Source organism: Amycolatopsis sp. NPDC098790 (genome assembly GCF_044759945.1).
Lineage (GTDB): Bacteria > Actinomycetota > Actinomycetes > Mycobacteriales > Pseudonocardiaceae > Amycolatopsis.
In genome coordinates, this window is record NZ_JBIWAI010000004.1 from 833468 (window position 1) to 858833 (window position 25366).

At 69.9% G+C, this 25366-nt stretch carries 22 protein-coding genes and 2 pseudogenes; 14 read left to right on the forward strand and 10 right to left on the reverse strand.

Annotated elements, in window-relative coordinates; all coding sequences use genetic code 11:
* Positions 1 to 5 precede the first annotated feature (5 nt).
* The 3 genes from ACIQWX_RS33355 to ACIQWX_RS33365 all read right to left on the reverse strand — a co-directional run bounded on the left by ACIQWX_RS33355 (position 6) and on the right by ACIQWX_RS33365 (position 3147).
* A complete protein-coding gene (locus ACIQWX_RS33355) occupies positions 6 to 2321 on the reverse strand; it encodes an EAL domain-containing protein (protein ID WP_400879620.1) in 2316 nt (771 codons plus the stop codon).
* Positions 2318 to 2803 carry an RNA polymerase sigma factor gene (locus ACIQWX_RS33360; protein ID WP_400879623.1) on the reverse strand — a complete coding sequence of 162 codons (486 nt, stop codon included), beginning with the start codon at positions 2801 to 2803 and terminating at the stop codon, positions 2318 to 2320. Before ACIQWX_RS33360 ends, ACIQWX_RS33355 begins: the two co-directional genes overlap by 4 nt.
* A gap of 86 nt (positions 2804 to 2889) precedes the next feature.
* Entirely contained in the window at positions 2890 to 3147 is a 258-nt protein-coding gene (locus ACIQWX_RS33365; RefSeq protein ID WP_400879626.1) for a hypothetical protein, read from the reverse strand.
* Positions 3148 to 3456: 309 nt separating this feature from the next.
* Between ACIQWX_RS33365 and ACIQWX_RS33370 the strand changes: the two genes are divergently transcribed.
* The 6 genes from ACIQWX_RS33370 (at position 3457) to ACIQWX_RS33395 (ending at position 9808) form a co-directional block, all read left to right on the forward strand.
* A complete protein-coding gene (locus tag ACIQWX_RS33370) occupies positions 3457 to 4278 on the forward strand; it encodes an SAM-dependent methyltransferase (RefSeq protein ID WP_400879628.1) in 822 nt (273 codons plus the stop codon).
* 160 nt (positions 4279 to 4438) lie between these two features.
* Positions 4439 to 5665, forward strand: a complete 1227-nt coding sequence (locus ACIQWX_RS33375) for a cytochrome P450 (protein WP_400879631.1) — start codon at positions 4439 to 4441, stop codon at positions 5663 to 5665.
* Between the two features lie 461 nt (positions 5666 to 6126).
* A complete protein-coding gene (locus ACIQWX_RS33380) occupies positions 6127 to 6666 on the forward strand; it encodes a hypothetical protein (protein ID WP_400879634.1) in 540 nt (179 codons plus the stop codon).
* Positions 6663 to 8240 carry a DNA polymerase Y family protein gene (locus ACIQWX_RS33385; protein ID WP_400879636.1) on the forward strand — a complete coding sequence of 526 codons (1578 nt, stop codon included), beginning with the start codon at positions 6663 to 6665 and terminating at the stop codon, positions 8238 to 8240. The genes ACIQWX_RS33380 and ACIQWX_RS33385 overlap by 4 nt, the downstream gene beginning before the upstream one ends.
* A gap of 332 nt (positions 8241 to 8572) precedes the next feature.
* Positions 8573 to 8992: an STAS domain-containing protein gene (locus tag ACIQWX_RS33390; protein WP_400879639.1), complete on the forward strand. Its 420-nt coding sequence runs from the start codon at positions 8573 to 8575 to the stop codon at positions 8990 to 8992.
* A 405-nt stretch (positions 8993 to 9397) separates the two neighbouring features.
* On the forward strand, positions 9398 to 9808 hold the full coding sequence (locus ACIQWX_RS33395; protein ID WP_400879642.1) for a hypothetical protein: 411 nt from the start codon (positions 9398 to 9400) through the stop codon (positions 9806 to 9808).
* Between the two features lie 142 nt (positions 9809 to 9950).
* Here ACIQWX_RS33395 and ACIQWX_RS33400 read toward each other — a convergent pair whose 3' ends face one another.
* On the reverse strand, positions 9951 to 10148 hold the full coding sequence (locus ACIQWX_RS33400) for a hypothetical protein (protein WP_400879645.1): 198 nt from the start codon (positions 10146 to 10148) through the stop codon (positions 9951 to 9953).
* Positions 10149 to 10386: 238 nt separating this feature from the next.
* Here ACIQWX_RS33400 and ACIQWX_RS33405 point away from each other — a divergent pair, with 238 nt between their 5' ends.
* Together ACIQWX_RS33405 and ACIQWX_RS33410 are read left to right on the forward strand one after the other, a co-directional pair.
* Entirely contained in the window at positions 10387 to 13713 is a 3327-nt protein-coding gene (locus ACIQWX_RS33405; protein ID WP_400879648.1) for an error-prone DNA polymerase, read from the forward strand.
* Positions 13710 to 14327 carry a GNAT family N-acetyltransferase gene (locus ACIQWX_RS33410; protein WP_400879651.1) on the forward strand — a complete coding sequence of 206 codons (618 nt, stop codon included), beginning with the start codon at positions 13710 to 13712 and terminating at the stop codon, positions 14325 to 14327. Before ACIQWX_RS33405 ends, ACIQWX_RS33410 begins: the two co-directional genes overlap by 4 nt.
* A gap of 82 nt (positions 14328 to 14409) precedes the next feature.
* Here the strand turns inward: ACIQWX_RS33410 and ACIQWX_RS33415 are convergent, their stop codons facing one another.
* A complete protein-coding gene (locus ACIQWX_RS33415; RefSeq protein WP_400879654.1) occupies positions 14410 to 15963 on the reverse strand; it encodes a pentapeptide repeat-containing protein in 1554 nt (517 codons plus the stop codon).
* A gap of 326 nt (positions 15964 to 16289) precedes the next feature.
* Here ACIQWX_RS33415 and ACIQWX_RS33420 point away from each other — a divergent pair, with 326 nt between their 5' ends.
* The 3 genes and pseudogenes from ACIQWX_RS33420 to ACIQWX_RS33430 form a co-directional block, all read left to right on the forward strand.
* Complete coding sequence (locus ACIQWX_RS33420) at positions 16290 to 16679, forward strand: hypothetical protein (RefSeq protein WP_400879657.1); 390 nt, start codon at positions 16290 to 16292, stop codon at positions 16677 to 16679.
* 378 nt (positions 16680 to 17057) lie between these two features.
* Complete coding sequence (locus ACIQWX_RS33425) at positions 17058 to 17363, forward strand: DUF6355 family natural product biosynthesis protein (RefSeq protein ID WP_400879660.1); 306 nt, start codon at positions 17058 to 17060, stop codon at positions 17361 to 17363.
* A 162-nt stretch (positions 17364 to 17525) separates the two neighbouring features.
* A pseudogene (locus tag ACIQWX_RS33430) lies at positions 17526 to 17984 on the forward strand (SDR family oxidoreductase); the annotation flags it as partial.
* 9 nt (positions 17985 to 17993) lie between these two features.
* Here the strand turns inward: ACIQWX_RS33430 and ACIQWX_RS33435 are convergent.
* On the reverse strand, positions 17994 to 18497 hold the full coding sequence (locus ACIQWX_RS33435; protein ID WP_400879663.1) for a DUF2690 domain-containing protein: 504 nt from the start codon (positions 18495 to 18497) through the stop codon (positions 17994 to 17996).
* 757 nt (positions 18498 to 19254) lie between these two features.
* Here ACIQWX_RS33435 and ACIQWX_RS33440 point away from each other — a divergent pair.
* Positions 19255 to 19548: a Mu transposase domain-containing protein gene (locus ACIQWX_RS33440; RefSeq protein WP_400879841.1), complete on the forward strand. Its 294-nt coding sequence runs from the start codon at positions 19255 to 19257 to the stop codon at positions 19546 to 19548.
* Here the strand turns inward: ACIQWX_RS33440 and ACIQWX_RS33445 are convergent.
* Together ACIQWX_RS33445 and ACIQWX_RS33450 are read right to left on the reverse strand one after the other, a co-directional pair.
* Positions 19505 to 19867: pseudogene (locus ACIQWX_RS33445) on the reverse strand (STAS domain-containing protein); the annotation flags it as partial. The gene ACIQWX_RS33440 and the pseudogene ACIQWX_RS33445 overlap by 44 nt on opposite strands.
* A gap of 553 nt (positions 19868 to 20420) precedes the next feature.
* Positions 20421 to 21011, reverse strand: coding sequence for a TetR/AcrR family transcriptional regulator (locus ACIQWX_RS33450; RefSeq protein ID WP_400879665.1), 591 nt, complete (start codon positions 21009 to 21011; stop codon positions 20421 to 20423).
* Between the two features lie 50 nt (positions 21012 to 21061).
* Here ACIQWX_RS33450 and ACIQWX_RS33455 point away from each other — a divergent pair, with 50 nt between their 5' ends.
* Both ACIQWX_RS33455 and ACIQWX_RS33460 read left to right on the forward strand, forming a co-directional pair.
* Positions 21062 to 21559, forward strand: a complete 498-nt coding sequence (locus ACIQWX_RS33455) for a nuclear transport factor 2 family protein (protein ID WP_400879668.1) — start codon at positions 21062 to 21064, stop codon at positions 21557 to 21559.
* A 24-nt stretch (positions 21560 to 21583) separates the two neighbouring features.
* Positions 21584 to 22522, forward strand: a complete 939-nt coding sequence (locus ACIQWX_RS33460) for an SDR family NAD(P)-dependent oxidoreductase (protein ID WP_400879669.1) — start codon at positions 21584 to 21586, stop codon at positions 22520 to 22522.
* Between the two features lie 271 nt (positions 22523 to 22793).
* On the opposite strand, the gene ACIQWX_RS33465 is transcribed toward ACIQWX_RS33460, so the two are convergent.
* Both ACIQWX_RS33465 and ACIQWX_RS33470 read right to left on the reverse strand, forming a co-directional pair.
* Complete coding sequence (locus ACIQWX_RS33465) at positions 22794 to 24440, reverse strand: hypothetical protein (protein ID WP_400879671.1); 1647 nt, start codon at positions 24438 to 24440, stop codon at positions 22794 to 22796.
* A 56-nt stretch (positions 24441 to 24496) separates the two neighbouring features.
* Positions 24497 to 25342, reverse strand: a complete 846-nt coding sequence (locus ACIQWX_RS33470; RefSeq protein ID WP_400879674.1) for a hypothetical protein — start codon at positions 25340 to 25342, stop codon at positions 24497 to 24499.
* Positions 25343 to 25366: the final 24 nt, after the last annotated feature.

Sequence of the window (25366 nt, forward strand, 5' to 3'; positions counted from 1 at the left end):
GGCGCTCACGTGCGCGTACTCGGCTCGGCGAGAAGCGCGTGCACCGCGTCGGCGGTGATGGCCTCGGACCCCTGGTAGAGGTCGAAGCCGCGGCGCGGTGAGGTCCCAGGCGCGGTGTCGGTGAGGGCGTGGGCGCCGAAGGCGCGGATCGTGGTGAGCGCGGCGACCAGCGGGGTGGCGCCGGCGGGTGTGGTGGTCAGGGCGGTGACGGTGGCGGCGGTGAGGCTGATGGTGGCCCAGGGCACGGTGGTGAACGCCTGGATCGGGACGTGATCGTCGAGCACGTCGGTCAGCGCCAGGTGGATGCCGGCGGATCCGCTGGGCAGATCGCGGAGCCGACGCAGGATCGTCGGCGCGCCGGTGAGGGCGCGGGCGGGGATGGCCAGCTGTAGTCGGCCGGCCGGTAGGCCGGTGTCGGTGGTGTGGGCGGTGAGGGTGTCGAGCAGGGCCTCGTCGTGGACGGTGGCGCCGGGCAGGCCCAGCAGGATCGCCGGTGTCCGGCGGTCGGCGGCGGCCCAGGTGGTGGTGTCGCGGGCGGCGGTGGTGAGCACGTGTGGCAGGGCTGCGGCGAGCAGGCCGGTGTGCTCTGCCAGCTCGGCGATGTCAGCGAGTTCCCGGCGGGCGCCGGTGGCGCTGAGCCAGTACGGGCGGGGGCTGACGGCGGCCAGCCGGCCGCTCGGGGTGCGGATGGGCTGGTAATCGACCTTTAAGGTGCCGGCCTCCAGGACGCCGGTGAGTTCGGCCAGGGATTCCACCCGGCGCTGATCGTCGACGGCGGTCGGCTGGGTGGCAGGGTCGGCGTGGATCCAGGGGGCGCGGGCGTGGGTGGGGTCATGCAGGGCGCGGCGGGTGCGGCGTAGCAGGTCGTCGAGGGTGTCGGCCGGGCGGGCTTGGGCGATGCCGGTGCGCGGGCGCAGCCGGATCTGGTGGGCGTCGAGGTGCACGGGATCGCGCAGCCAGTCCGACAGTTGGGTTACCAGGCGGATCACGGTGGACCAATCGGTGAAGTCGTAGAGCAGGACCAGAACTTCGTCGCCGCTGCGGCCGACGAGCTGGCGGTGGCGGGCGGGATCGTGGGCGGCGCGGATGCGGGTGTGCAGCTGCCTCAGCAGCCCAGTGCGCAGTTCGTGGGGCAGGACGTGGTCGAGGTGGGTCCAGCCCGACAGCCGGATCGTCAGCAGCGCGGCTCGCTCGGGTATCTCGGCCAGGATTCGGGACGTCTGGGTGCGGAAGGCTTGTTCGGTGAGGAGGCCGGTGGCGGGTTCGATGTCGATGCCGTGCTCGAGACCGCGCACGAACGTCACGTCCTCCAACACGACCGAGTAGCCGCGCTGGGTGCCGCCGGCGCGGCCGAGGGTTGCGGTGACCCAGCGGGCGCCGGGGTGGGATTCGCTGGCGATGCGGAATTCCACGTGTACGTGCGGGGTGGCGGGCAGGTCCTGGCTGGTGCTCCGGAGGGCGTCGGCGGCGCGGCTGATTTGCTCGGCATCTTCGGCGCACAGCGCCAGCTCCGCCAAACTGCGGCCGCGCAGCTCGGCCAACGTGGCTCCGAGCAGGTTCTGCGCGGTGCTGTTGGCCTCCACGATCCCGCCGGACTCGTCCAACGAGAGCACGGCGGTGACGGTGTCGGCGACCGCGGCGCGGAACCTGCGTGCCGGCCCGTCGTCGCGGCCGGTGACGGGGTTGAGGTGCAAGAACGCGGCGGTGAGCGCGGTCTGCTCGTCGCGGACGCGTTCCTGCAGGCCGTCGGCGAAGCCGCTCGCGAACTCCGCCACCAGCCGCGCCTTCGTCAACCGGGGCGCGCGGGGGGTGTAGTCGGCGGCCAAGTCCGAAAGCAGAGTCACGCACTTGCCGAGGGCGTCGGCGGTGAGCTTGTGGGTGTAGGCCAGCTCGTAACCGATCTTCGTGGGGCTAGCCGCCTCGGCGGGCGGCCCAAGCGCTTGATGGGGGTCCAGCACGGGGGCGCCGAGCGCGGAGAGCAAGGCCGCGGTCCAGCGCCCGAACTGCTGCTCGGCGAACTTCCGGTGGATCTGCAGGTACGCATCGGTAGTCAGTGCCCGGTACCAGCGACGCCCGAAGTCGATCGCGTCGTCGATGGTCAGCACGAGCCCGGGCACGACCGGATTGCGGGCTTCCCGGACCGCGGCCTCGACTTCGGCTGCGGCCACCGGGTCGTCGATCCGGTCGTCGGCGGTCACCCTGAAGGCGGCGAGCCGGGCCAGCAGCGCGGTGGCCCGATCGTGAAAGGTGGCGAAGTCTGCGGCTGCGTCGTCGCGGCGGTGGGGTTGCGGGCCCGCGGGCATGGGTGCTGACGGGGTCATCGGTCCCTCTTTTCGGATCGGTGAGCCGGTGCAGGATCGTCGGAGGTGCTGGCTAGCTTCTGGTTGAGGCGGCTTTTCGCCCGTGACAAGTACGTGCGTGTCGTGGCCAGGGACAGGCCCATGAACTCGGCGATGTCCTCGACCCGCCAGCCTCTCTCCAGCAGTGTCAACGGCAAGCCCAGGTTGCGGGGGAGCTCGACGACGGCCTCGATGAACAGCAGCTTCTCCCCCGGGCTGGGCGGGGTCCACACACCGATCGGCGCGGCCTTGTCGGCGACGCCGGCCGATTCGTCGACCTCGGCGTGCCCGGCCTCCTTGTGCCGGACGGCGTCGACGGCCTTGTTGCGGGCGACCCGGAACAGCCAGGCGAGCTTGTCGCCCTTGATGTGATCCCACTGTTGATACAGCGCCAGCAGCGCCTCACCCACGACGTTGTCGTGGTCGACACCGGGAGCCTTATGGCGGACGTAGGAGGTCAGCATGTCTCGCTTCTCGGTGACGATCGTCCAGCATTCGAGGTAGTCCTGCTCCGTCCACGGTCGGCGGCCCGGAGGTTGAGCCGAATCGGTCACTCCGTGCCCTGCACGTGCGGTGGCCCCAGCACAACCGTCAGCGCCCGCCCGGGCGCGTACCAGCGCAACGCCAGCGTCGGCGCGGTCGTCGTGGTGGCCGGGCCGGCGAGCAGGCGCAGGGCCCACCAGGCCAGGCAGGTCGCCGCGGCACATCGCGCGATACGCATCAGCGCGGGGCGGGCGCGTTGCCAGGCCAGGGCGGCGGTCATGGCCGCCAGCAGCAGCGGGGGCCAACTCGAAGACGTCGAGGACATCTCGGGGTAGTCCTTTCCAGATTCTGCGGGGACGGGGGTAGCGCGCCCGGGGGAAGGCGACGCTCACACCTGTTACTCGGCCAGAACGCCAGTTTTTGACGATGTGTCCCTCGAAAAAACGCGAACTCCCCTAAAAGGGTGGCAGGCGTTGCACACCGTCAACGATTCATCCAGGCTCTATCACTCGAACTAGTCGCGTATACGGCCATTGCAGTGCCTGTGCCGTAGTCGACACCTACGATGCCCGAGTGGCGGATGCTTTTTGCATATTGCCGTTGCTAGCCTGAATTATCGGCGAGGGGAGAAAATGTGTCGAACGAGAACACTACGTCCGATACACCGCCCATTGATCCCGAAAAACCCAGCGTCGCTCGCGCCTACGACTGGTTCCTCGGCGGCTCCACCAACACTCCTGTCGACAGGGCCTTCGCCGAACGCATCCTCCAGGTCCTGCCACCGGCGAAAACCATGGCTGTCGACAATCGCGAGTTCTTGCGCCGAGTGGTCACCTACCTCGTCGAGCGCGGCGTACAGCAGTTCATCGACATCGGCTCCGGCATCCCCACCGTCGGCAACGTCCACCAAGTCGCCCGCGACCTCGACCCGGACGTCAAGGTCGTCTACGTCGACAACGACCCCGTCGCCGTCACCCAAAGCCGGCTCCTGCTGCGCGACGACCCCGCCACCACGGTCATCGCCGCCGACTTGCGCCGCCCTGCAACGATCCTGGAACACCGCGATGCGCGAGCACTGCTCGATTTCGACCAGCCGATCGCCCTGCTGATGATCGCGGTCCTACACTTCATCCCCGACCGCGACGACCCCGCGGCGATCATCGCTGCCTACCTCGCTCGCCTGCCTCCGGGCAGCTTCCTGGCGCTATCGCACCTCACCGACGAGAGCGTCCCACCTGATTTGCGTGACCAGGTCCGCACGTGCATCGACCTGTACCAGGACAGTGCCAGCCCGCTGGTCGCCCGTACTCGTCATACGCTGTCGGAATGGCTCGACGAACTCACGCTCGTCCCGCCCGGCATCACCATCGCGAACCAGTGGAACCCTGACCGCAATCCGCACTCCGGGCCCGAGCACGACCTCGTCATCGCCGGACTAGCCCAACTCCCGATCTGACGACGACGAACCCGGGCACTGCGGAGGCGCTTATTGGTGGTCACGGTGTTCGCAGAGGGCCAACCGTGATCTGCATATTGGACGCGCACTGGCCCGCAGCCGGCATTCCGTCTCCGAGTCCCGCCGGGGTCCGCGCGAGAACTGGCAGGGGGAAACGAGAATGGAACAGCCGATCACGCTCGACGTCAACGCCTCCGACGTGCACGCCGAAGGTGCCCGCCTACGGGAACGGGGACCGGTCACCAGGATCGAACTGCCCGGTGGCGTTCCGGCCTGGGCCGCCACCGGCAACGATGTCCTGCGTCGGCTGCTGGCCGACCCCCGGGTGTCCAAAGACGCGGTGCAGCACTGGCCCGCCTTCACCAACGGGGACATCGCCGACGACTGGCCGCTGCGGATCTGGGTGTCGATCCGGAACATGTTCACCGCCTACGGTGCCGACCACCGGCGGCTGCGTTCCCTGACGGCCGCCGCCTTCACGGCCCGCCGCACCGAGGCACTCCGCCCGGAAGTCGAAGAAATCACCCAGGACCTGCTCGACGCCATCAAGGCGGATTCCGGTGACGCGCCCGTCGACCTGCGGGCGCGGTACGCCTACCCGCTGCCGATCGAGGTCATCTGCCGGCTGTTCGGCGTCCCGGGCGACAAACAAGCCGGGATCCGCGAAGTGGTGGACGGCTTCTTCGACAGCGCGATCACCGAGGAACAGGCGCAGGCCAACGTGGCGGCGGCGTACGCCCTGTTCACCGAACTGATCGCGCAGAAGCGCGCGGCGCCTGCCGACGACCTGACCAGCGCCCTGATCGCCGCGCGCGACGACCGGGACGGCGCGCTGACCGAAACCGAGCTCGTCGACACGCTGATGCTGATGATGACCGCCGGCCACGAGACCACGGTGAACCTGCTCGACCACGCCATCACCGCGCTGCTGACCCACCCTGACCAGCTCGCCCTGGTCCGGTCCGGGCGACGGACCTGGACCGCCGTAATCGAGGAGACGCTGCGCTGGCAGGCACCGATCCCATACACGCCGCTGCGGTACGCGATCGAGGACATCGAAGTGGACGGCACAACGATCCGCCGCGGCGACGCGATCCTGGTCGGCTTCGGCGCCGCCGGACGCGACCCCGCCCACCACGGCGACACCGCCGACGAGTTCGACATCACCCGCGCGGCCGCACCGCACCTCACCTTCGGCTACGGCGTGCACCACTGCCCAGGCGCGCCGCTGGCCCGGCTCGAAGCCGAAGTGGCGCTCCCGGCGCTGTTCGCCCGCTTCCCGGACCTGTCCCTCGCCGTGCCACCGGAGGAACTGACCACCCTGCCCACGTTCCTGTCCAACGGGCACACCAGCCTGCCCGTCCACCTCCGACCCGCACCTCGCTGACACCGGAGTCGTGCACCCGGACACCTGACGGTTTCCGGTCGAAGACGACGTCACCTGCTGGCGCTGATGGCGCTTCCACTCCGTTAGAAGCTGTGGCGACTGGCGGTGCGGCGGAAGGCACGTCAGCCAGGTCGGCTGTTGTGGCAGATGCAACTTTGCTTGCTCTCGGCTTGACAGGGCCACCAACACCTCCCATCATTCGAACACAGGTTCTATTCAAGGGTTCTGAGTCGCCCGTGGCTCCCCACGCGGGTGTCTCCGGTGCGTGTTGGTGGTGCTGGAGGTGCGTCGTGGCGCTATCCGCAGCGGTGGCCGGGCTCGCCGCGATCCCCGGCGTCCGCACAGCCGCGCAGCTGAGCACCTCCAGCTCGGAAACCCCCGACGCGTCCGACGGAACACTGCCGGTCTCCCTAGCGCTGGCCAGGCTCCTGCCAGCGGGTGGGCTCCGTCGCGGGACCACCATGGCGGTCACCGGGTCGGCGGCATTGGTGCTCGCGCTGCTGGCCGAGGCAACCCAAGCTGGATCGTGGGCCGCGATCACCGGCATGCCTGACCTCGGTGTCGCCGCCGCCGCGGAACTCGGCGTCGACCTCGACCGCCTTGCACTCATCCCCGACCCGGGCGCCGAACTCGTCGCCGTCCTCTCCGCGCTGATCGACGGCTTCGACCTGGTCGTGCTCGGCCCCGTCGCACCCCACGGCGTGCAGCCGCAGCTCGCGCGCCGGCTGGCCGGCCGCGTCCGCAACCGCGGCGCGGTCCTGTTGAGCACCACACCGTGGCCCGGCGCCGATCTCGATCTGACCGTGTCTCAGCGTCGCTGGCACGGGATCACTCCGGACGGCTCCGGCTATCTGCAGTCCCGTGAACTCGTCGCGATCAGCCGCGGCCGTGGCGCCGCGACGCGCCGCCGGACCGCCCCATTACTTCTCCCCGGGCCAGGCGGCACCGTCGCCCCCGGTGAACCGCGCGCCGCTCGTCGGTTAGCCGAGGTGGCTGGGTGAGCGGCGACGCGGTCCGGTTGCTGGTGCTGTGGTGCCCGGACTGGCCGGTCGTCGCCGCCGGCGCCGCCACCGGAATCCCGCCCTTGGCTCCGGCCGCGGTGTTCTCCGCCAACCGCGTGGTCACCTGCTCTGCGGCCGCGCGCCGCAGCGGGATCGCGCGCGGGATGCGCCGCCGCGACGCCCAGGCCCGCTGCCCGGAGCTGGTGGTGCACCAGCACGACCCGGACCGCGATGCCCGGCTGTTCGAACCCGTCGCCGCCGCCGTCGAGGCGCACGCGGTCGGGGTCGAGGTGGTCCGGCCCGGGATTGTCGCCGTCCCGGTCGCCGGCGCGGCCGGGTACTTCGGCGGCGAAGAAGCGCTCGCCGAGCTGCTGATCACCGAGGTCGAAGCCCACGTCGGCGTCGAGTGCCAGGTCGGGGTCGCCGACGGCCTGTTCGCCGCGACCCTCGCCGCCCGCCGCGCCACCTTCGTCCCGTCTGGCGGCGCCGCGGCCTTTCTGGCGCCGTTGTCGGTCGCCGAGCTGGACCAGCCCGGCGACGAGCGGGGCGAGCTGGTCGGGCTGCTGCAGCGCCTGGGCCTGCGCACGCTCGGCGCGTTCGCTGCGCTGACTGAGCGCGAGGTGGCGGGGCGGTTTCCGCGGGACGCGATCACCGCGCACCGGCTCGCCCGGGGTCTCGCGCAGCGGCCGCCGGTACGCCGCGCGCTCCCGCCGGACCTGGCGATCACCGAAACGTTCGAGCATCCGCTGGAGCGGGTCGACGAGGCCGCGTTCGTCGCCAAGACCCTCGGCGAGCGGTTCTTCGCCGGACTCGCCCGCCACGGGTTTGCCTGCACGCGGCTGGCGATCACCGCGCTTACCGAGGCCGGGGAGGAGCGGGTGCGGGTGTGGCGGTGCGCCGAGCCGCTGACCGCGCGCGCCACCGCGGACCGGGTCCGGTGGCAGTGCGAGGGCTGGCTTACCGTCCGCGACGGCGACCGCCCCAGCGCCGGGATCGTGCGACTCACGCTCGACCCCGAGGAGGTCGTCGGCGGGAACGCGCTGCAGCTGCAGCTCGGGTCGATGGGCCAGGACGCCGACGCCGCCGAACGCGCCGCCCGGGCGCTGGTCCGGATCCAGGGCCTGCTCGGGCCGGACGCGGTGTGCACCCCACTGCTGGACGGCGGCCGCGGACCGGCCGAGCGCGTCCGACTCATCCCGTGGGGCGAACCCCGACGCCCCGTGCTCGAGGACCGGCCGTGGCCGGGACGCCTGCCCGCCCCGTCACCGGCTCTGGTCCCCTCCCGCGCGGCGTCGGTGACTGTCCTCGACGACGCAGGCGACATCGTGTGCTGCAGCGAGCGCGGCGAGCTCGACCGCCCGCCTGCCATGGTCGCGCTCGGCGACGGACCGCCGCGTCGGGTCCTCGCGGTGGCCGGGCCGTGGATCGTACGCCCGACACTGCCCGGGCAGGGTCGACGGCCTCTGGTACGGCTGCAGGTGGTCTTGGAACGCGATGGCGAGGACCTCGCGATGCTCCTCGCTGGCACCGTCGGCGCGGATCCGCAGTGGACGATCGAGGGCGACTACGACTAGCGACCCCGCAAGCCGGGCAGCGAGTGGCCAACGGTCAGAGCCTGCCGGCGTGCGGCGTCGACGATGCCGCAGCGCCTTACCAGCCCGGCAACACCAAGCCGAGGATTTGTCGACCTCAACGACGGCCGGTTTGCTGCCTCCTCTGGTCTGAGTCTCGCTGCTGCTGCTGCTGCCGACGACGGGGAGCCAAGCGCAGATTGTGCACTGTGCGTGACGCAAAGGTGACAGTGAAGATCGGTTGCGTATGCTGGTGTCCGGGTTTAGCCATGAGCCCTGCCTGCTCTGTCGGAATGCCACCGGCGCCGACGAGACGAGCTGGACGGAGACCTCTGATGGATCCCGCAGCTGGCGACGACAGTCCTGGCGTCCCGTCGCCGCGCCCGGCCGTGCCGCCGGTCGCGCCCGGCAGGCGGATGGGCACCGCCCTCAGCGCGCCCGCGGACTCGACGGCGCTGTTGGCGGTGACCGGTGAGATCGACCTCTCCACCGCGCCCGGGCTGCGCGTGGCCTGCGAAGCCGCCGCGGCACATCACCGCCGGCACCTGATCGTCGACCTGTCCGAGGTGACGTTCATGTCCTCGGCGGGAATCAACCTGATGGTGAACCTGCGGCGCGAGTACACGCCCCCGCAGGGCCTGCACTTGGTCCTCAACGCGACGGTGACCCGGCTGTGGGACCTGGTCGGCATCACCGACCTGTTCACCATCCATCCCTCGCGCGCGGCCGCGCTCGCCGCGACCACCAGCCCCTGACAACGGGAACAGCTACACGTCGCCCGCTGACGACAGGCGCGGCGTCGAGTGGGCGCGCCGGCATCGAACGTCGGCTCTAACCGGGCCTCCTGGTCGTCACGGTGCCCCGGTTGCGCACCGGCGCGACGCGTCCGGCAAGGACTGATGGCGTGTCCAGGAACTTCGGCGAGGACTGTCCCAGTTAGCCGGCACCACTAAGGGCGATCGGCGGGTGGAGCCGCTGTGCCGGTCTCGCCGATCCGCTGGCCTCGGACGGTTTCGCTGTGCTGACGGGCCCCGTCCGTCCACAGATCCAACCGTCCGTTGGTTTCCTCAAGCACTGTTTGAAGGCAAGTTCATTGCATGCCCTCCGGCGACCGCGGGTAATCAAGGGTGACTGCGCGTCGACGTGGGAGGAGCGTCTCGATGAGCCGGCTCTGGACTCCAGACGGGGCGGTACGAGCACGAGCGGCCGGGATCGTGTTCAGCCCCGGCCCGGCCACCACGCCAGATGGCCCCTACACCGTCGCCGACCCCACCGCGTTGGTGGACAAGCTGGCCCAAGGCTGCTGGGTGATCTATCCGCACGAATGGTCGATCGAAGACGGCGAAGACCAACACTGGCGTTCCCGGCTCTCCCGCTTGTGCCTGACCCGCAGCTGGGACATCCTGATCCAGGTCCAAAAACGAATGAGCTTGACCGTCGCCTTCTCCACGGCACTGGTGCCACCCGTCGACCAGCTGACCCTCTCGGTTTCCGCGGTCACCGCGTACCGGGAGAAAGACCTGCCCATCCCGACCGAGCACGAGTTCCTGACCCGGCGATCGCCTGGATGAGCACCCCCGATCGCTTGCGCGAGGCACTGTGGTGGACCCGCCACGCCGCGACTCCGCGTTACCGCGCCAGCCCGGACGGCGGCGACGGCACTTGGCTCATCGAACGATGCTGACCGCGGCGTTCTGCCTTCGGTCGATCGTGCTAGCCGCCGGCGACCTCGCTCCAGGCAGGGCGATCGCGGAGCGTGTGCGCTGGAATTAGCGACGGGCGCAACTGCCCATCGGTCGGTTTGAAGTAGGTCGTGTCATCAGGCAACGCGTACCAGCGTCCACCGCCGATCGACGGCTGCTCTGCGGCCTCGTACACCGTCGCCCCGGTCAGGTCTGGCTCCTCGGCCACGGGTCCTCCCAATCCATCGTTCGGCCTAACAACCTCGCCGTGCAGTCAACCACGCGCAGCACGTTGTACCACGCACCCTCGTAGCCCGTTTCGACGCTTTCACCTGCGGTTACCAGCGTCACCTCGGTTTGACATCGCCGATTCCCTGCCGCAGGATCAGGGCTGCGTAGTCGCACTTCTGTTCGATGTACGTCGCTGACTTCCCACAGCGACCCTGGCGTGGCGTGGGAGTTCTGTCGTGGCGTTCAACAACCCGAGCGTGCCGTGGTCGGAAGTCGAGCGGATCGCCTCCGGCCGCGCCCCCGTCCTCGGCGACGGCAGCGACTCACCGGCCTGGTCGCGCAAGCGCGAGGGCTACGCCGGCGCCCCGGACGACCTGCGCGATCGCCGCAGCCGTGACGACGGCGGTGACCGGCTCCGTGCGCCGTACGCGGAGCTGCACGTCCACTCCAACTTCAGCTTCCTCGACGGCGCCTCCCACCCCGAGGCGCTCGTGGAGGAGGCCGCCCGCTTGGAGCTGGACGCGCTGGTGCTCACCGACCACGACGGCATGTACGGGGCGGTCCGGTTCAACGACGCCGCTCGCCAACTCGGTGTCCGAGTCGGGTTCGGCGCCGAACTGTCTCTCGACCTGCCCGCGCCGCAGGCCGGCGAGCCGGACCCGGCGGGGTCGCACCTGCTGGTGCTGGCCCGGCAGCAGGAGGGGTATCACCGGCTCTGCCGCGTCATCTCCCACGCCCAGATCGCCGGCGGCGAGAAAGGCCGCCCCCTCTACAACCTGGAGGAGGTGGTCGACGAGCTGGCCGGGCACGTCGTCGTCCTCACCGGCTGCCGCAAAGGCCCAGTCCGTCGTGCGCTCGCCGAGCATGGGCACTCGGCGGCGCGGGCCGAGCTGGCGCGGCTGGTCGACTGGTTCGGGCACGCCCACGTCGCCCTCGAGCTAATCAACCACCGCCAGCCTCTCGACGACGCCGCCAACGACCTCCTCGACGAGCTCGCCCGCGAGCTGCGGTTGCCGACGGTGGTGTCGAACAACGTCCACTACGCCACCCCCGCCGACGCACCGGTCGCCGACGCCGTCGCCGCGGTCCGAGCCCGCCGGTCAGCCGAAGAGTTGGAGGGGTGGCGGCCGCCGTCGGGGCAGGCGTTCCTGCGCTCGGGGATGGAGCAGCGGCGCCGGTTCGAGCGCCGCTACCCCGGCGCCGTCGGCCGCGCCGCCGTGCTCGGCGTGGAGGTGGCGTTCGACCTGCAGCTCGTGGCACCGGATCTGCCGCCGTTCCCGGTGCCGGCCGGGCACGACGAGATGTCGTTCCTGGCCGAGCTGACCTGGGCCGGCGCCGCCACCCGCTACGGCACCCGCGACGAGAACCCCCGGGCCTACGCGCAGCTGGAACACGAACTGGACGTGATCAAGACCCTCGACTTCCCCGGCTACTTCCTCGTCGTCTGGGACATCGTCCGCTTCTGCAAAGAAGCCAACATCCTCTGCCAAGGCCGGGGCTCAGCCGCAAACTCCGCAGTCTGCTACGCCCTGGGGATCTGCCACGCCGACCCGGTGAAGTGGAACCTGCTGTTCGAACGTTTCCTCGCCCCGGAGCGGGACGGGCCGCCGGACATCGACATCGACATCGAGTCCGACCGCCGCGAGGAAGCGATCCAGTACGTCTACGAGAAACACGGCCGGTTCCATGCCGCGCAGGTCGCCAACGTCATCACCTACCGCGCCCCCTCCGCGGTGCGGGACGCGGCCAAAGCGCTCGGGCACTCCCCCGGGCAGCAGGACGCCTACGGCAAATTGGTCGATCGCTGGGGCGGCGTCGCGGCGACCAAACAGCAGACGTCCGGGGAGATCCCGGCCGATGTGCTCGAGCTGGCTGGCCGGATCGAGGACTTCCCCCGTCACCTCGGCATTCACTCCGGCGGCATGGTGATCTCGAAGCAGCCGGTGTCGGAGATCGTGCCGGTCGAGTGGGCGAGCATGGCGGACCGGTCGATCTTGCAGTGGGACAAGGACGACTGCGCGACCGTCGGGCTGGTCAAGTTCGACCTGCTCGGCCTCGGCATGCTCTCCGCGCTGCACTACATGATCGACCTCGTCGCCGAGCATCACGACACCACCGTGGACATCGGGAAGCTCGACCTGGCCGACCCGAAGGTCTACGACATGCTCTGCGCAGCCGACGCCGTCGGGGTGTTCCAGGTCGAGTCCCGGGCGCAGCTGGCCACGCTGCCGCGGTTGCGGCCGCGGAAGTTCTACGACCTCGTCGTCGAAGTCGCCCTCATCCGCCCCGGCCCCATCCAGGGCGGCTCGGTGCACCCCTACATCCGCCGCCGCCGCGGCGAAGAAGAGTGGCAGCACGCCCACCCCCTGCTCGCCGGCTCCCTGGACCGGACACTCGGCGTGCCGCTGTTCCAAGAACAAGTGATGCAGATGGCCGTCGACGTCGCCTCCTTCACCGGAGCCGAAGCCGACCAGCTCCGCCGCGCCATGGGCGCCAAACGGTCGAGCGCGAAGATGAAGGCGCTGATGGCGCGGTTCTTCGACGGCTGCCAGGCGAACGGCCTCGACCGCGAGCTGGCGACCCGGATCTTCGAGCAAATCCACGCCTTCTCCGGCTACGGCTTCCCCGAAGCCCACTCCATGTCCTTCGCGCTGCTGGTCTACGCGTCGGCCTGGTTCAAGTACTACTACCCGGCCGCGTTCTGCGCCGGGCTGCTGCGCGCGCAGCCGATGGGCTTCTACTCGCCGCAGTCGCTGGTCGCCGACGCCCGCCGCCACGGCGTGCTCGTGCGGGAGCCCGACATCAACGCCAGCCTCGCCCACGCCACCCTCGAACCCGACCCCGACAGCACCGGCAACGTCGCCCTGCGCCTCGGACTGGCCGGAGTCCGACACCTCGGCGACGCCGTCGCCGAGCAGATCGTCGCCGAGCGCCAGGCCCACGGCCGGTACGCGAGCATCAGCGACCTCACCGGCCGCGTCCAGCTCAAACGCAACAGCGCCGAAGCCCTCGCCACCGCCGGCGCGTTCGCCGGGTTCGGCGGCGACCGCCGCCAGGACCTCTGGGCCGCCGGCGCCGCCGCGGCCACCCGGCCCGGACACCTGCCCGGACTCGCACCCGGAACCGACGCCCCCGCGCTGCCGGGGATGACGCGGTTCGAGGTCACCGCCGCCGACCTGTGGTCCACCGGCGTCTCCCCGGACTCCCACCCCGTGCAATACCTCCGGCAGCTCTTGACCGATCGCGGCGCCATCACCACCGCCGAACTCACCGGGGTCGAGGACGGCACGCGGGTGTGGGTCGGCGGCGCCGTCACCCACCGGCAACGTCCCGCCACAGCTGGTGGGATCACCTTCCTCAACCTCGAAGACGAGACCGGCATGGCCAATGTGCTGGTCTCGCCGGGTTTGTGGCAGCGCAACCGTCTGGTCGCGCGCGCCAGCTCGGCGCTGCTCATCCGCGGGCAGGTCCAGGCCGCCGAAGGTGTCGTCACGCTCGTCGCCGACCGGATCGAAGCGCTCGACCTGTCGATGGTGACCGCGCCCTCCCGCGACTTCCGGTGACCGCCGGTCAGCCCGCCGTCGGCGGTCCGCGCTCAGGCACGCGGGGCGAATTCGGCGACCTGATCCCCCTCCGCCCCGGCACTGGCATCCCCGCGACGTGCCTGCGCGGAGACTTCCTCGTCCACTACGGCATGACCCGCCCCTTCAGCCACCGCTACCGGCTGCACTGCACGCTCTGCGAAACCTGCCGACGGGTCGAAGCCTGCGACCCCAACGAGCGGCGCCTCTCCGAATGGGCCCAGCTCGACGTCACCGTCCGGCACCCGCCGGCCACCGCGCCGCAGCAGGGACTTCTACTCGTCGCCCACCCCGCCGCGGCCGGGGCAGAGCCCGAGCGGATCGAGCTGCACCTCGACGGCGCCGTTGTGGCTACCGCGACCGTCACCTGTTGCCCGGCATGCCGCACCGCGACCTTGGACTATGTCCACGTCGTCGCCGGGTATCGGCGCCTGGGTTACGGCCGCACCCTTGTCGCCGCGGCTCAGGTCGGCGCACCCCAGTACCGGTGGACCGCGCCGTTGCCGGAGGGTGTCGTGGCACAGGCGTTCCGCGCCCGCATCTCCTACCGACGTCCCGGCGCACCCTGCATCCACCAAAACCAGCAGCCGACGTGACGAAGGTCTCCACCTGGCTGTCCGCAGCTCCCGGGACGGTTCTATGTCAAAGGGTCGCGAGGCGTCGTCATACGACGGCGAATCAGGGTGTAGTCGGGTCAAAAGAGACGCCGTCTACGGTCGCTTCGCCAAACCAGGCGTCACCGTCGAAGGTCGCCCCGTAGAACGCGGGATTGCCGTTGAAGCTCGCCTGGTTGAACCAGGCAACGCTATTGAAGGCTGCCCCGCTGAACTCTGCGTTGCTGCTGAAGGTCGCCCTGTCGAACCAGACTCTGCTGGTGAAGGCTGCCCCGTCGAACCTAGCGTCGGTGAAGGTCGCCTCGCTGAACACGGCGTCGTAGGCGAAGGCCGTCTCGCTGAAGACGGCGCGCCCGGCGAAGGCCGCCCCGTGGAACGCGGCACGGCTGGTGAAAGTCACCCCGCGGAAGCCGACTCCACGGGTGAAGGACGCCCCGTTGAAGCCGGCGCCGCCGTTGAAGGCTGCCCCGCCGAACTCGACGTCATGCCTGAAGGTCGCCCAGTCGAACTCGGCGTCACGGCTGAAGGTCGCTTCGCTGAACACGACGGCAAGGGTGAAGGTCGCTTCGCGGAACCAGGCGCGGCCGGTGAAAGTGGCCCCGCCAAAGCCGGCGCGATCGGTGAAAGTCGCCCCGCTGAATTCTGCGTCGCCCACGAAAGTGGCCCCGCCGAACCCGGCGCGGCCGGTGAAAGTCGCTCCGCCAAACCCGGCATCGCCGATGAAAGATGCCCCGGTGAAAGTTGCTGTGGCGATTGCGCAGCCGTCTAGGATGAAGTTGATCAGGGTGGCGCCGGTGAGGTCGATGTCGAGGTTGCCCCAAAAGCTGGGTTGTGGCTGGTCGAGGTTTGGTCCGGGGCGTAAATGCAGTTGCAGGATGCGTTGGGCGGTGAGGCGGACCTCGCGCTCCTGCAGAATCGCATCACGGCCGCCGTCCCGGGACGGCGCTGGCGTAGATCGGCCGACGGTAGCCGATCGCAGCAGAGGGCGTCGAATGCCCAGCGGCCGGGGCTGGCTGTTTTTCGGTGGTGGGGTGTACGGGTTGCGGAGGTAGGCGCAGATGACGTTGACCACCGTCTGCCGCTGGTGCGGGTTGTCCTGGGCGACGCGTTCGAGCGCGTAGAGACCGCCGTGGCGGACCGCAGCCTGCGGTGAACCGAGCTGCTCGACTGCTTTGAGGTACAGCTCGCTCAGTCGGCGCTCGCGCGCATCGCGCTCCACGGCTTGGGCAACACGGTCACGCTGAGCCAAGTCAGCTTCATGGGATTGCTGCTGATGAGCGAGAGTGCGTTCGCGATTGTCCAGGTCAGCTTCGGTGGAATACTGACGCCGCCACGCCAGGTACAGGGCGACGACGCCGCCGCTGCCGACCGCGACACTCAACCCGACCTTCAGCGCGTCCAGCCGCGCGGAAACCAATTCAGCACCGTTGAGCCCGCGGGTCGCCGGCCACCACAACAGCACTACTGCGGCCGCGGTCAGCACCGCGATGACAAAGGCAGTGAGCCACATCGTCTTTGGCGACAGTTCCCGCAGCCGCGGCCGCGACACCGCAGCGGGAGAGGGAGGCGGAGTGGGCGCATCGGGGCTTGCCTGTGTTGGCGCGGCGTCGTCGGTCATGTTCATAGACGTCGCCCCGGCCGACAACGATGTTGCAGGCCCCGGTGGGACACGAGGCGACTGTGGTCATGACCAGTACGTCCTGGCGCTGCCGGAACGACGAACAAACTGAACGCGACCCAGTAGGCTGTTCGTACGCCATCGACGGAGCAGCAGACGTTGCTCGACTCGCCAGACGACACCACGGAACCGTCAGCGCCGCACGCCCGCGTGGTGCTTGTACGTCCGGTGCCGGCGGGTGGGGCGTAGTCACCATCGATGCGCCTGGCAGTGCCCACCAGGAAAAGCCCTGCCCGCGCAGCGCCGCCCACAACCTCGCCGTCCGCATGCACGGCCCCGACATCACTACCGCGGTCTCCAGCGACCGTCCCCTCTACGACAACTACCGGGCGATGGCCATCGCCAACGGCGTCGACCCGACTTCATGGCCCCCAGCGCCGGCATGGACCTCGGCGACGCCATGCTCGACGACGCGACCTTGCTGGCCGGCCGGCTCGCCGCGGCCGGAAACCTGCACATCCCTGGCCACGAACACCACCCCCTGTGGCCTTTCCGCGCTTGAGGTGCTCCGCGCGTTCGTCGTCGAACGCCACGGCGAGGACCTCGGCCCTGATACAACCGACGTCGCCGACGACCTGCGCCACGCTCTTGCGTCCGCCGGGGTGCTGAATGACGCGGTATTCGTACCGGTCTCGCTCGTCCGCGAGCACGCGTAGGACTCCACCATGGTCGGCGCAGCATCGTGCAGGCCCGCCCATGGCCCCGCGCACCTCGACGACGGTGGGCGCGGCGGGCCCTACCGGACGATCCGGCATGACGGACATCGAAACCGGCCCGCTCGGGCTGCACCAGGCGAACCTGAGCAAACTGCTTCGGGCCATGGCGGGACTCGTCGTTGTGAATTTCTCACATGCCTCACAGTTGATCACACTCCTCGTCCCCAACTGTCGAGCCGCACCGATGACCGGGACCGCGACTGCCGCGGACGGGTGATGATCGTGGCCGGATCAGGACGATCATAAGACGGCGCGCCCGGCTGATGGGCAGAGTGATCGCGACTGGACAACCGGCGGGGCGGCAACGGAGGCATAACCATGCGGCGCGGAACAGAGAAGCAGTTCAGGCGAGGCCCGGCGATCCTGGCTGTAGCGGCGTTCGCCGCGTGTGTCACAACCGGCACAGCTGGCGCGGCACCGGCCTCACAAGTGGCCACGTGCGGCTACTACGTAGACGGGGTCGAGGCCTACTACAACCACTGCACTTCAGACGGCTCCCACATCGTCATCCGCGAAGACCGAGTCGGCGAGTTCGACAAAAACGTCTGCGTCGGTCCGGGAGTGACGCACCTCGGAACAGCCGTCATCGTGCGCTACGCACGGTACATCGGTCAGTTGTGCTGACCGCCAGTCCATCGGAACCGAGCGAGCGACAGATTCTTCCTGCTCCAGAAGCGGCAAGTCGATTGCGCGACGGTACGCGGGCGGTCAACCTGTCGTCAGCGTTCTCCGTCCGCCCTACGCCCACCACACCCCATCTACTCCATGGCGTAGGCAGCGGTAAACGCCTTGACCACAATCGCGGCCGCCGAGTTCGGCGAGCGTGGCATCACGGTCAGCACTGTCTCTCCGAGCTGGACCGCGCCGGACGCGAACGCCGACGCCCGGCGCGATGAGCACCTGGTCGCCCGAATGGCTAAGGACACCTGGGGTGGCCAGATTGCCGAGCCCGCTGACGTAGCCGGGGTCGTGGCCATGTTCGCCTCGGCCGACGGCGCGTGGCTGACCGGGCAGCACGTCGAAGCGAACGGTCGCTTCCGCTGGAGTTCACCGGTCATGTCGGCCCCGAACGACGCAACCGTCGCCAGACGGTGTAGCTGGGATCTCGAAGTGGCCGTTCCGCCGTTCCAGCGCTGCTTCCGACGTGACGACCCCCGAAACCGGGCACCGCGGTGGCCCGCCGCTGCGCCAGCACCGCCGGCCGGCGCAGCAGGAGCGTCGAATTCGAGCACCGTGCCCTCGTGACTGGCCGGACTAGCCTGGTTGCTTGGCGGTGGCCCCGAACCCGACCATGTACCAGGCTCCGGCGGCGTTTTTCAGGTAGTGGTATCCCTCGGCCCAGAAAGAACCGCCGCTGCCCTGGTAGACATTTGTCATAGGGGTATAGCACGTTGTCTGCCCCGCGGTGACACGTTTGTTTCCGCCAGGCGTGTCGCACGTGTAGTCGATCCCTCGTGAGTTGCGGATATGGGCATTGCCATACTCGTTGGAATCGAGCTTCGCGCCATATCGCATGGTTGCCCAGACTGAACCGCACCAAGCGCTCAAATGCAGCTGGGCGGTGCCCCAGACCGAGTCATATCCGATGATCTCCACGTTCGAAAGAGTGAAGTCGGAGTCAATACATCTCTTCCCGTGAAACGTCATATACGGAGATTGTCGCTCAAGGGCTGGGTCTGACGCCGCCGCCGTTGAGGCGCCAAATGAGCCGAGCAGGGCCAATGACGTGACGACAGGTAGGAAGAACTTGAACCTCATATTCTCTACTTTCTGCAAAGGTGTTGGCTGGCTGAGCTATCCGCGGGGGTTCTCTTGTGCTGTCGATGGACAAGGGCGACCAAGATCACCGCCGGACATCCCGCCGACGGCGAGCGCGGTCTCCGGACGGCCAGTCATGGCGGTTGCCGTGGCTAGACCTACACCGGCCCCGACAAGCGGAGCCCCCTCGTCGGCCCCTGGAGAAGGGAACGTCACGGCTGCGCCGCGGCCAACTGGAAGGCGGCCGCGGCCGCGGGATGAGGGGCAGTTCTGCGTGCCGACACGCTCGCCCACCGGATCTTGATGTCACGGCACACCCACGCTCGGGCGGAGATGGCGGTTGAGCCGTGTGAGAAATGTTCACCCTAATGCGCGCGACGCCGACGGCGTCGCGCGCATTCCGGGACGTCTGGCCGGGGCGTGAGTGGCCGACTGGGCGGACCGCCTCGGCGAGATCGCCGTGGGCCGCCAGGCCGCGGTCGCGCAGGTGCTGGGGTTCTCGCGGCAGCGGGTGGAAACCGAGCGCTGGACCGCGTTTCGGTAGCACTGGGCTATCGAGCCCTTCTACTGCCAGCCCGGCCTGGTGGGCGCGCATGAGAAGGACGGGGTGGAAGGGCAGATCGGCTGGTTCCGCCGCAACCTCCTGGTCCCGGTCTCCGAGGTCGACTCGCTGGCTGAGCTCAACGCCCGGGTCGAGGTCTGGGATGTCGCCGACGACGCCCGACGGATCGGGGCGCGGCCACGCACCGTCGGGGAGATGTTCGTCCTTGAGGCGCCGGTGTTGCGGCCGTTGCCGGATGAGCCGTTTGGGACCGGCTGCTGGTTCACTCCTCAGGTCGACCGGTTCAGCCAGAACAGCATCCGCACCAACCGTTACTCGGTGCCGGTCCGGCTGATCGCGCGCCGGGTCCGGGTTCTTCTGCACGCCTCCGACCTGATCGGGAGCCACCGTGCGCGTCCGGGCTCGGACGACGTGCGAAAGCCAGCGAGTTCACGGCTTCCTCAACGCTGCGGTGAACGGGCAGGACCTCGTCCAGCCCCAGCGCGGTGATCGGCCGCAGCAGCGCTCGTCGCCGGCCGGCGACGGCGAACGGCACCCGGGCCACGGCGGCGTCGGCAGCGGTGTCGATCAAGATCTCCAGGATGCGCACGGCGCAGAACTCGACCGCCGACGTGTCGCAGACCAGAGCCGGTGGTTTCCGGTGCAGTTCTCCGGCGAGCAGCGCGGCGAGCCGGTCGGTGATGGTCAGATCGAGATCACCTACCGCGGTGATCACGCACGCATCGGCTGTACGAGTCACTTCGAAAGACGCCACCGGCCGACGTCGCGGATCCCGCGGCCGGGGCACCTGCATCGACGACATGAGCATGCCTCCTCGAACCAACCGTGAGACCGCAGCGCCACTGCTCCAGCTCGGCCACCGTCGCCCCTACGCTCCGGGCCGATGAGCAACGACGCAGCATCGCCGCGCGGTCTATTTCCGATGGCGAAATCAGGCGAACCACGGCCCGTAACCAGTGCAGCCACGGAGCAGTCTCAAGTTCAGCGTCACTGGCCGGCTTGCCCTCTTTGCCGCGGCAACCGTACTCAACTTTCCTTTCAAGACAGCAATCTTCCACGAAGAGCCAACCGATCGTGTGATCCGCCAGCAAATGGGTGCCGACTGATCGTGGCTGTCCAAGCGCCCGAACGAAATCCGTCCGCTGCCACGCCTGCCCTGCCTCCGGCTCTCCAGCGCCGTTCCACGAGTCCACCCACTGCGCTTCGCTGTTCGCGAGCACAGCCGTCCCCCCGAGGCAGACGCCCGGTACGGCGACGTGCCGCGCCTTGTTCTGGCGAGGTTTGTGGCTCGACGCCGTCCAGCAACTGCCTGGGACACACTTCGCACCGAATGGAACACCTGGGTAACAACGCAAACGGAATCAGCGGTGCGCGCCGGCCCCCTTCGCGCCGAGCCGGATACCGTCGACCAGCATGCGCACCAGCTGGTCCACGTCGACCTGCCACTTGTCCTTCGCCAGGTGACCACTGAGTTCCATGCCCGCGATGCCGTGCGCGCTGGACATCAGCAAGGCGCCGTACCCAGGTGCGGCGGACTCACCGACGACGTCCGCGACGAGGGCGAGAAAGTCGGTCTCGAGGCGGCCGGCCGCTTCGAGGGCGGCCGGGGTGTCCGCCGGCGTGCCGAACATCAGCGCGTACCGGTGCGGCCACTGCCGGGCGACGCCGATCAGCGCCAGCACCGCCTGCTCGAGCCGGGTCGCCGGAGTGACGTCGGGATCGGCGCGAAGCTGCTCCACGGCGTCCGCCAACGAGTCCCACGTGGTGATCGCGAGCTGCGTCAGCAGGTGTTCCTTGCTCTCGAAGTGCCCGTAGGGCGCGCCACGCGACACCCCGGCCCGGGCCCCCACCGCGCGCAGCGTCACGGCGCCGGGCCCGCCCTCGTCGAGCAGGTCGGTCGCGGCGCGCAGGAGAGCTCGCCGCGTGGCCGCGGCCGTCTCGGTTCGGGTCACGCCGCCGATTCTACTTGACAATGTCAGATGAACGACCGAAGGTAGTTCATATGACAACGTCACATGAATTGCCCGTCGACAGCGACACGCGACGGCTGCACGACCGTGCCGAGATCGGCGACGTCCAGCTCCGGTACGCCACCGGCACCGACTCCCACGACTGGGCGCTCTTCCGCAGCTGCTTCACCGACGAGGTCGACGTCGATTTCAGCGACGGCTTCGGCCAGCCCGTCGTCCGCGTGCGCGCCGACGACTGGGTGGCGAGCACCGCGCCGCGGATGGAGTCCTTCGCGGCGACGCAGCACATGATGACGAACCTCGTCATCACCTTCGACGGCGACGATCGGGCCACCTGCGTCGCCTACGTACGGGCCGCGCACCACCTCCCGAACGACACCGGTGACAGCGACCTGGTGGTGACCGGGTACTACACGAACCGCTTCGAACGGACCCTGGACGGCTGGCGCATCGCCGGCGTCAAGCTGACGACGCTGTGGATGACCGGGAACTTCGGCGTCTTCCAGCGGGCCCTGGCACCCACCTCGTAGCACCGGACAGGAGACCTCGACCGCATGGCATCGTCACGCCTGGCCGTCCCCGGCCTCACCGGTCGCGTCATCGTCGTCACCGGGACGACCTCCGGCCTCGGCCTCGCTCTCTCCGGTGCGCTGGCGAAAGCCGGCGCCCGGGTTCTGATGACCGTTCGCGACGCCGAGCGCGGAGTGGCGGCCGTCGACCAGGTACGGGCCGGCATCGACGGACCCGGCTCGGCCGAAGCCGTCCGGCTCGACCTGGCCGACCTCGCCTCGGTGCGGGCCGCCGCTGCGGACATCCGGGAACGCACCGCCGACCGGGTCGACGTACTGGTCAACAACGCCGCCGTGTCGCTGGGCCCGCACGAGCGGACCCGCGACGGGTTCGAGCTGCAGATCGGCACCAACCACCTCGGCCCGGCGGCCCTGACCTGGCTGCTGATGCCGGCGCTGCGGGCCGCCGGAAGCCCCGGCCGGGCGTCCCGGGTGGTGCTGACGTCGAGCCTCGGCCACCGCACCGGCGGACTCGACCTCGGCGACCTGCACTGGGAACGCCGACGCTACTCGCCGACCCGCGCCTACGGCGCCTCGAAGCTCGCGAACCTGCTGTTCGCCGCCGAGCTCGACCGGCGGTTGCGGCTCTCGGGCGATCCGGTGCTGTCGGTCGCCGCCCACCCGGGACTGACCGCATCGGAGCTGCTGAACAACGCCCTCGCCCGCGGAGGTACCTGGAAGGCCCGGCTGCTCAAGCTGCCCGACCGCTACCTCTCCCAACCGGTCGCGGCCGGCATCGAACCGCAACTGCTCGCGGCCGTCGGCCCGATCCGCGGCGGCGACTACCTGGGCCCGTCCGGCCGCTTCGAGACCCGCGGTCCGGCCGGCCCCGCCCGCCGCTCGGCGACCGCGCAGGACCCACAGCTCGCGCGCGAGCTGTGGGAGAGCACGGCCGACGCCACCGGAGTAACACCGGACCCGTGAGCGGCGCGTGAACCGGCGCGCCGGCCGGGTCGACGTGCCGGATCGGGCTGCCGAGAGCGTTGCACACCGCGAGCCGCGGACCGATTGATCGACCGCGGCTCCGCCATGTCGGCGGACGTCGAAGGCATCGCGGTGACCGTCGAGCCCGCGGCCAGGTCACTCCGGCCGACTGCCGCGCCCATCGCCAGCCTCGCGATCGGCTGAAGAGTTCACGCGCAAAGGCGGGGCACCGGATCGTTCCGGTGCCCCGCCGTGTTCGACCCGCGAACCGTCAGACGGTGTGCGGGGTGTGCGCGACGGTGTTCCCGCCCGAGGCGATCACGGTGGCGTCGCCACCGTGGCCGGCCCAGCCGGAGTTCCCGCCGGTCGTGGTGCTGTGGTTCCACGCGTCACCGGTCGAGCCGGTGGCACCCGTGGCACCCGAGTCGCCTGAAGTCACCGTGGTGGCCGACTTCGTGCCCTCGTCGTGCTTCCAGCCGCCGTGGTGACGGCCCTGCTGCCCGTGGTCACGGGTCGACGTGACGGCGGTGTTGCCGCCGGTCGAACCCGAGTCGCCCGAGTCCCCGGACGTGCCCGTCACCGCGTTGTTGTGGCTGGTGGCGTTCCCGGCATCGCCGGAGTCGCCACCGTTACCGCCCTTCGCGGTGCCGGTGACCCAGCCCAGGACGCCCGTACGGCTGTCTCGAGCGCGCCCACCACTGTTCGTGCCGGTGGAGACGGAAGTGGCGTCGCCGCCGTTGCCGGCCCAGCCGGAGTTCCCGCCGGTGGTGGTGCTCCAGTTGCCCGCGTCGCCGGTCCAGCCGGTGGCGCCGGTGTCCCCGGAATCGCCCGAGGTCGCCGTGGTGGCCGACTTCGTGCCCTCGTCGTGCTTCCGACCGCCGCTGTGGTTCCAAGCGCAGTCGTCGTGACCGCGGCCGCTGCGCTCGCCGCCGATGGTCCAGACGATCGCGGTGTTGCCGCCGGTGGAGCCGGAGTCGCCCGAGCTGCCGGAGTTCCCCGTCACCGCGTTGTTGTGGCTGGTGGCGTTCCCGGCATCGCCGGAGTCGCCACCGTTACCACCCGTCGCGGTGCCGGTGACCCGACCCAGGACGCCGGTGCCGCCACCTCGGTGGTGGCCACCCTCGGCGGTGTTCCGGCCGGACGCGGCCGTGGTGGCGTCGCCACCGGTGCCCGCTTGGCCGGAGTTGCCACCGGTGGTGCTGCTGGTGTTCGTCGCGTCACCGGTCGAACCCGTGGCGCCGGTGTCCCCGGAGTGGCCCGAGGTCACCGTCGTGGAGCACGACGCCAGCACGCACAGGCCGTAGGCGCTGTTGCCGCCCGTCGACCCCGAGTTCCCGGAGTCGCCCGAATTGCCCGACACCGCCGAGTTGCCGCTGGTGGCGTTTCCGGCTTCGCCGGAGTCACCACCGTTGCCGCCGTTCGCGATGCCGGTCACCGAGCCGAGGACGCCGCGGGCGCCCCGCGAGTCCGCGGTGTTCTCACCCGACGCCGCCGACGTCCCGGAGCCGCCGTTGCCGGCGTTCCCGGAGTGGCCACCTGAAGTGGTGCTGGTGTTCGAGGCGTTCCCGGTCGAGCCGGTCGCGCCCGTGTTCCCGGAGTTGCCCGAGGACACCGAGGTACTGCACTTCGCGAGCACGCAAACGCCGTAGGCGCTGTTGTGCCCGGTCGAACCGGAGTTACCCGAGTTACCGGAGTTCCCGCTGACAGCGTTGTTGCCGCTGGTCGCGTTCCCGCCATCGCCCGAGTTCCCGCCGATGCCGCCGGCCGAAACGCCGGAGACCACGGAGTGCAGCGTGCCGCCGAGCCCGCCCAGCGGGCCCGAGTCGCCGGTGTCCGCACTGGCCACCGTTGACCCCAGCAGGACGAACCCGCCGGAGATGAACGCGGCGGTCAGGCCGCGTCGCACGTACTTGTGCATGACTTCCCTTTCCTTGCTCTCTGTCCATTGTGGATTTCGAGGGTGGAAAGGGCGGGTCAGCTCGGATGGTCGTTGCCGAAGAAGACCGTCCAGTACAGCGACTGGGGACCACCCGGTGGCGCTTGCCACGTGCGGTCCACACCCGGCATGACCGAACGCGACACGGTCACGGCGAACTCGCCGCCGTGCTGCCCGGACGTTCCGGTCGACATCGACCCGCCGGTCCCGGGCACGTCCGGCATCGGCGGCGCGTGCGGTGTGCTGCCGCCGCTGTCCGAACCGGACGTCCACTCGTCCGCGGTGCGGCCGGCTTGCGAGCCGGCGTGGTGCACCGCGACCGCAACCGCTGCTACCCGCTGCGGCTGGGCCCGGACTGCCGGAGCGACGACCTCGGGCCGGTTGCCCGGTCCCGCCGGAGCAGGCCGAACGTCGTCCCGTGGCGCCACCGCGTCACCGCCGACCGCCTTGACCACCGGCTCGGCGCCCACCGCGCGTACGACCGGCTCCGTGACCGGAGCGACCGCGTGCAGAACCGGCTTGAGCACCGGTTCGGTCACCGGCCGCACCACCGACAGCACCGGCGCGACCACCTCGGCGACCGGCCGTACGACCGGAGCCAGCAGCGGCCCGGCCGCTGCGGCCACCGGGTCGACCGCCGGAGCCAGCCGCGACGTCGTCGAGTGCACGACATCCGTCACCGGTTGCAGGGCCGGATCGATCCCCTTCAGTGGTTTCCCGACCTCGGAAAGCAGACCGGGCGGTTCCGGCGACCTCTCGGCGGCGTTCGCCGTCCCCGACAGCAACACCGCCAGGAACCCGAACCCCACCAGGGCACCAGCCATCAAAACCACTCGAGCCAGCACCGAACGGTCCGATGTGTCCTCGTACTGGGAAGTATCCATCCATTTCACCTCCCTTCGAGTGCG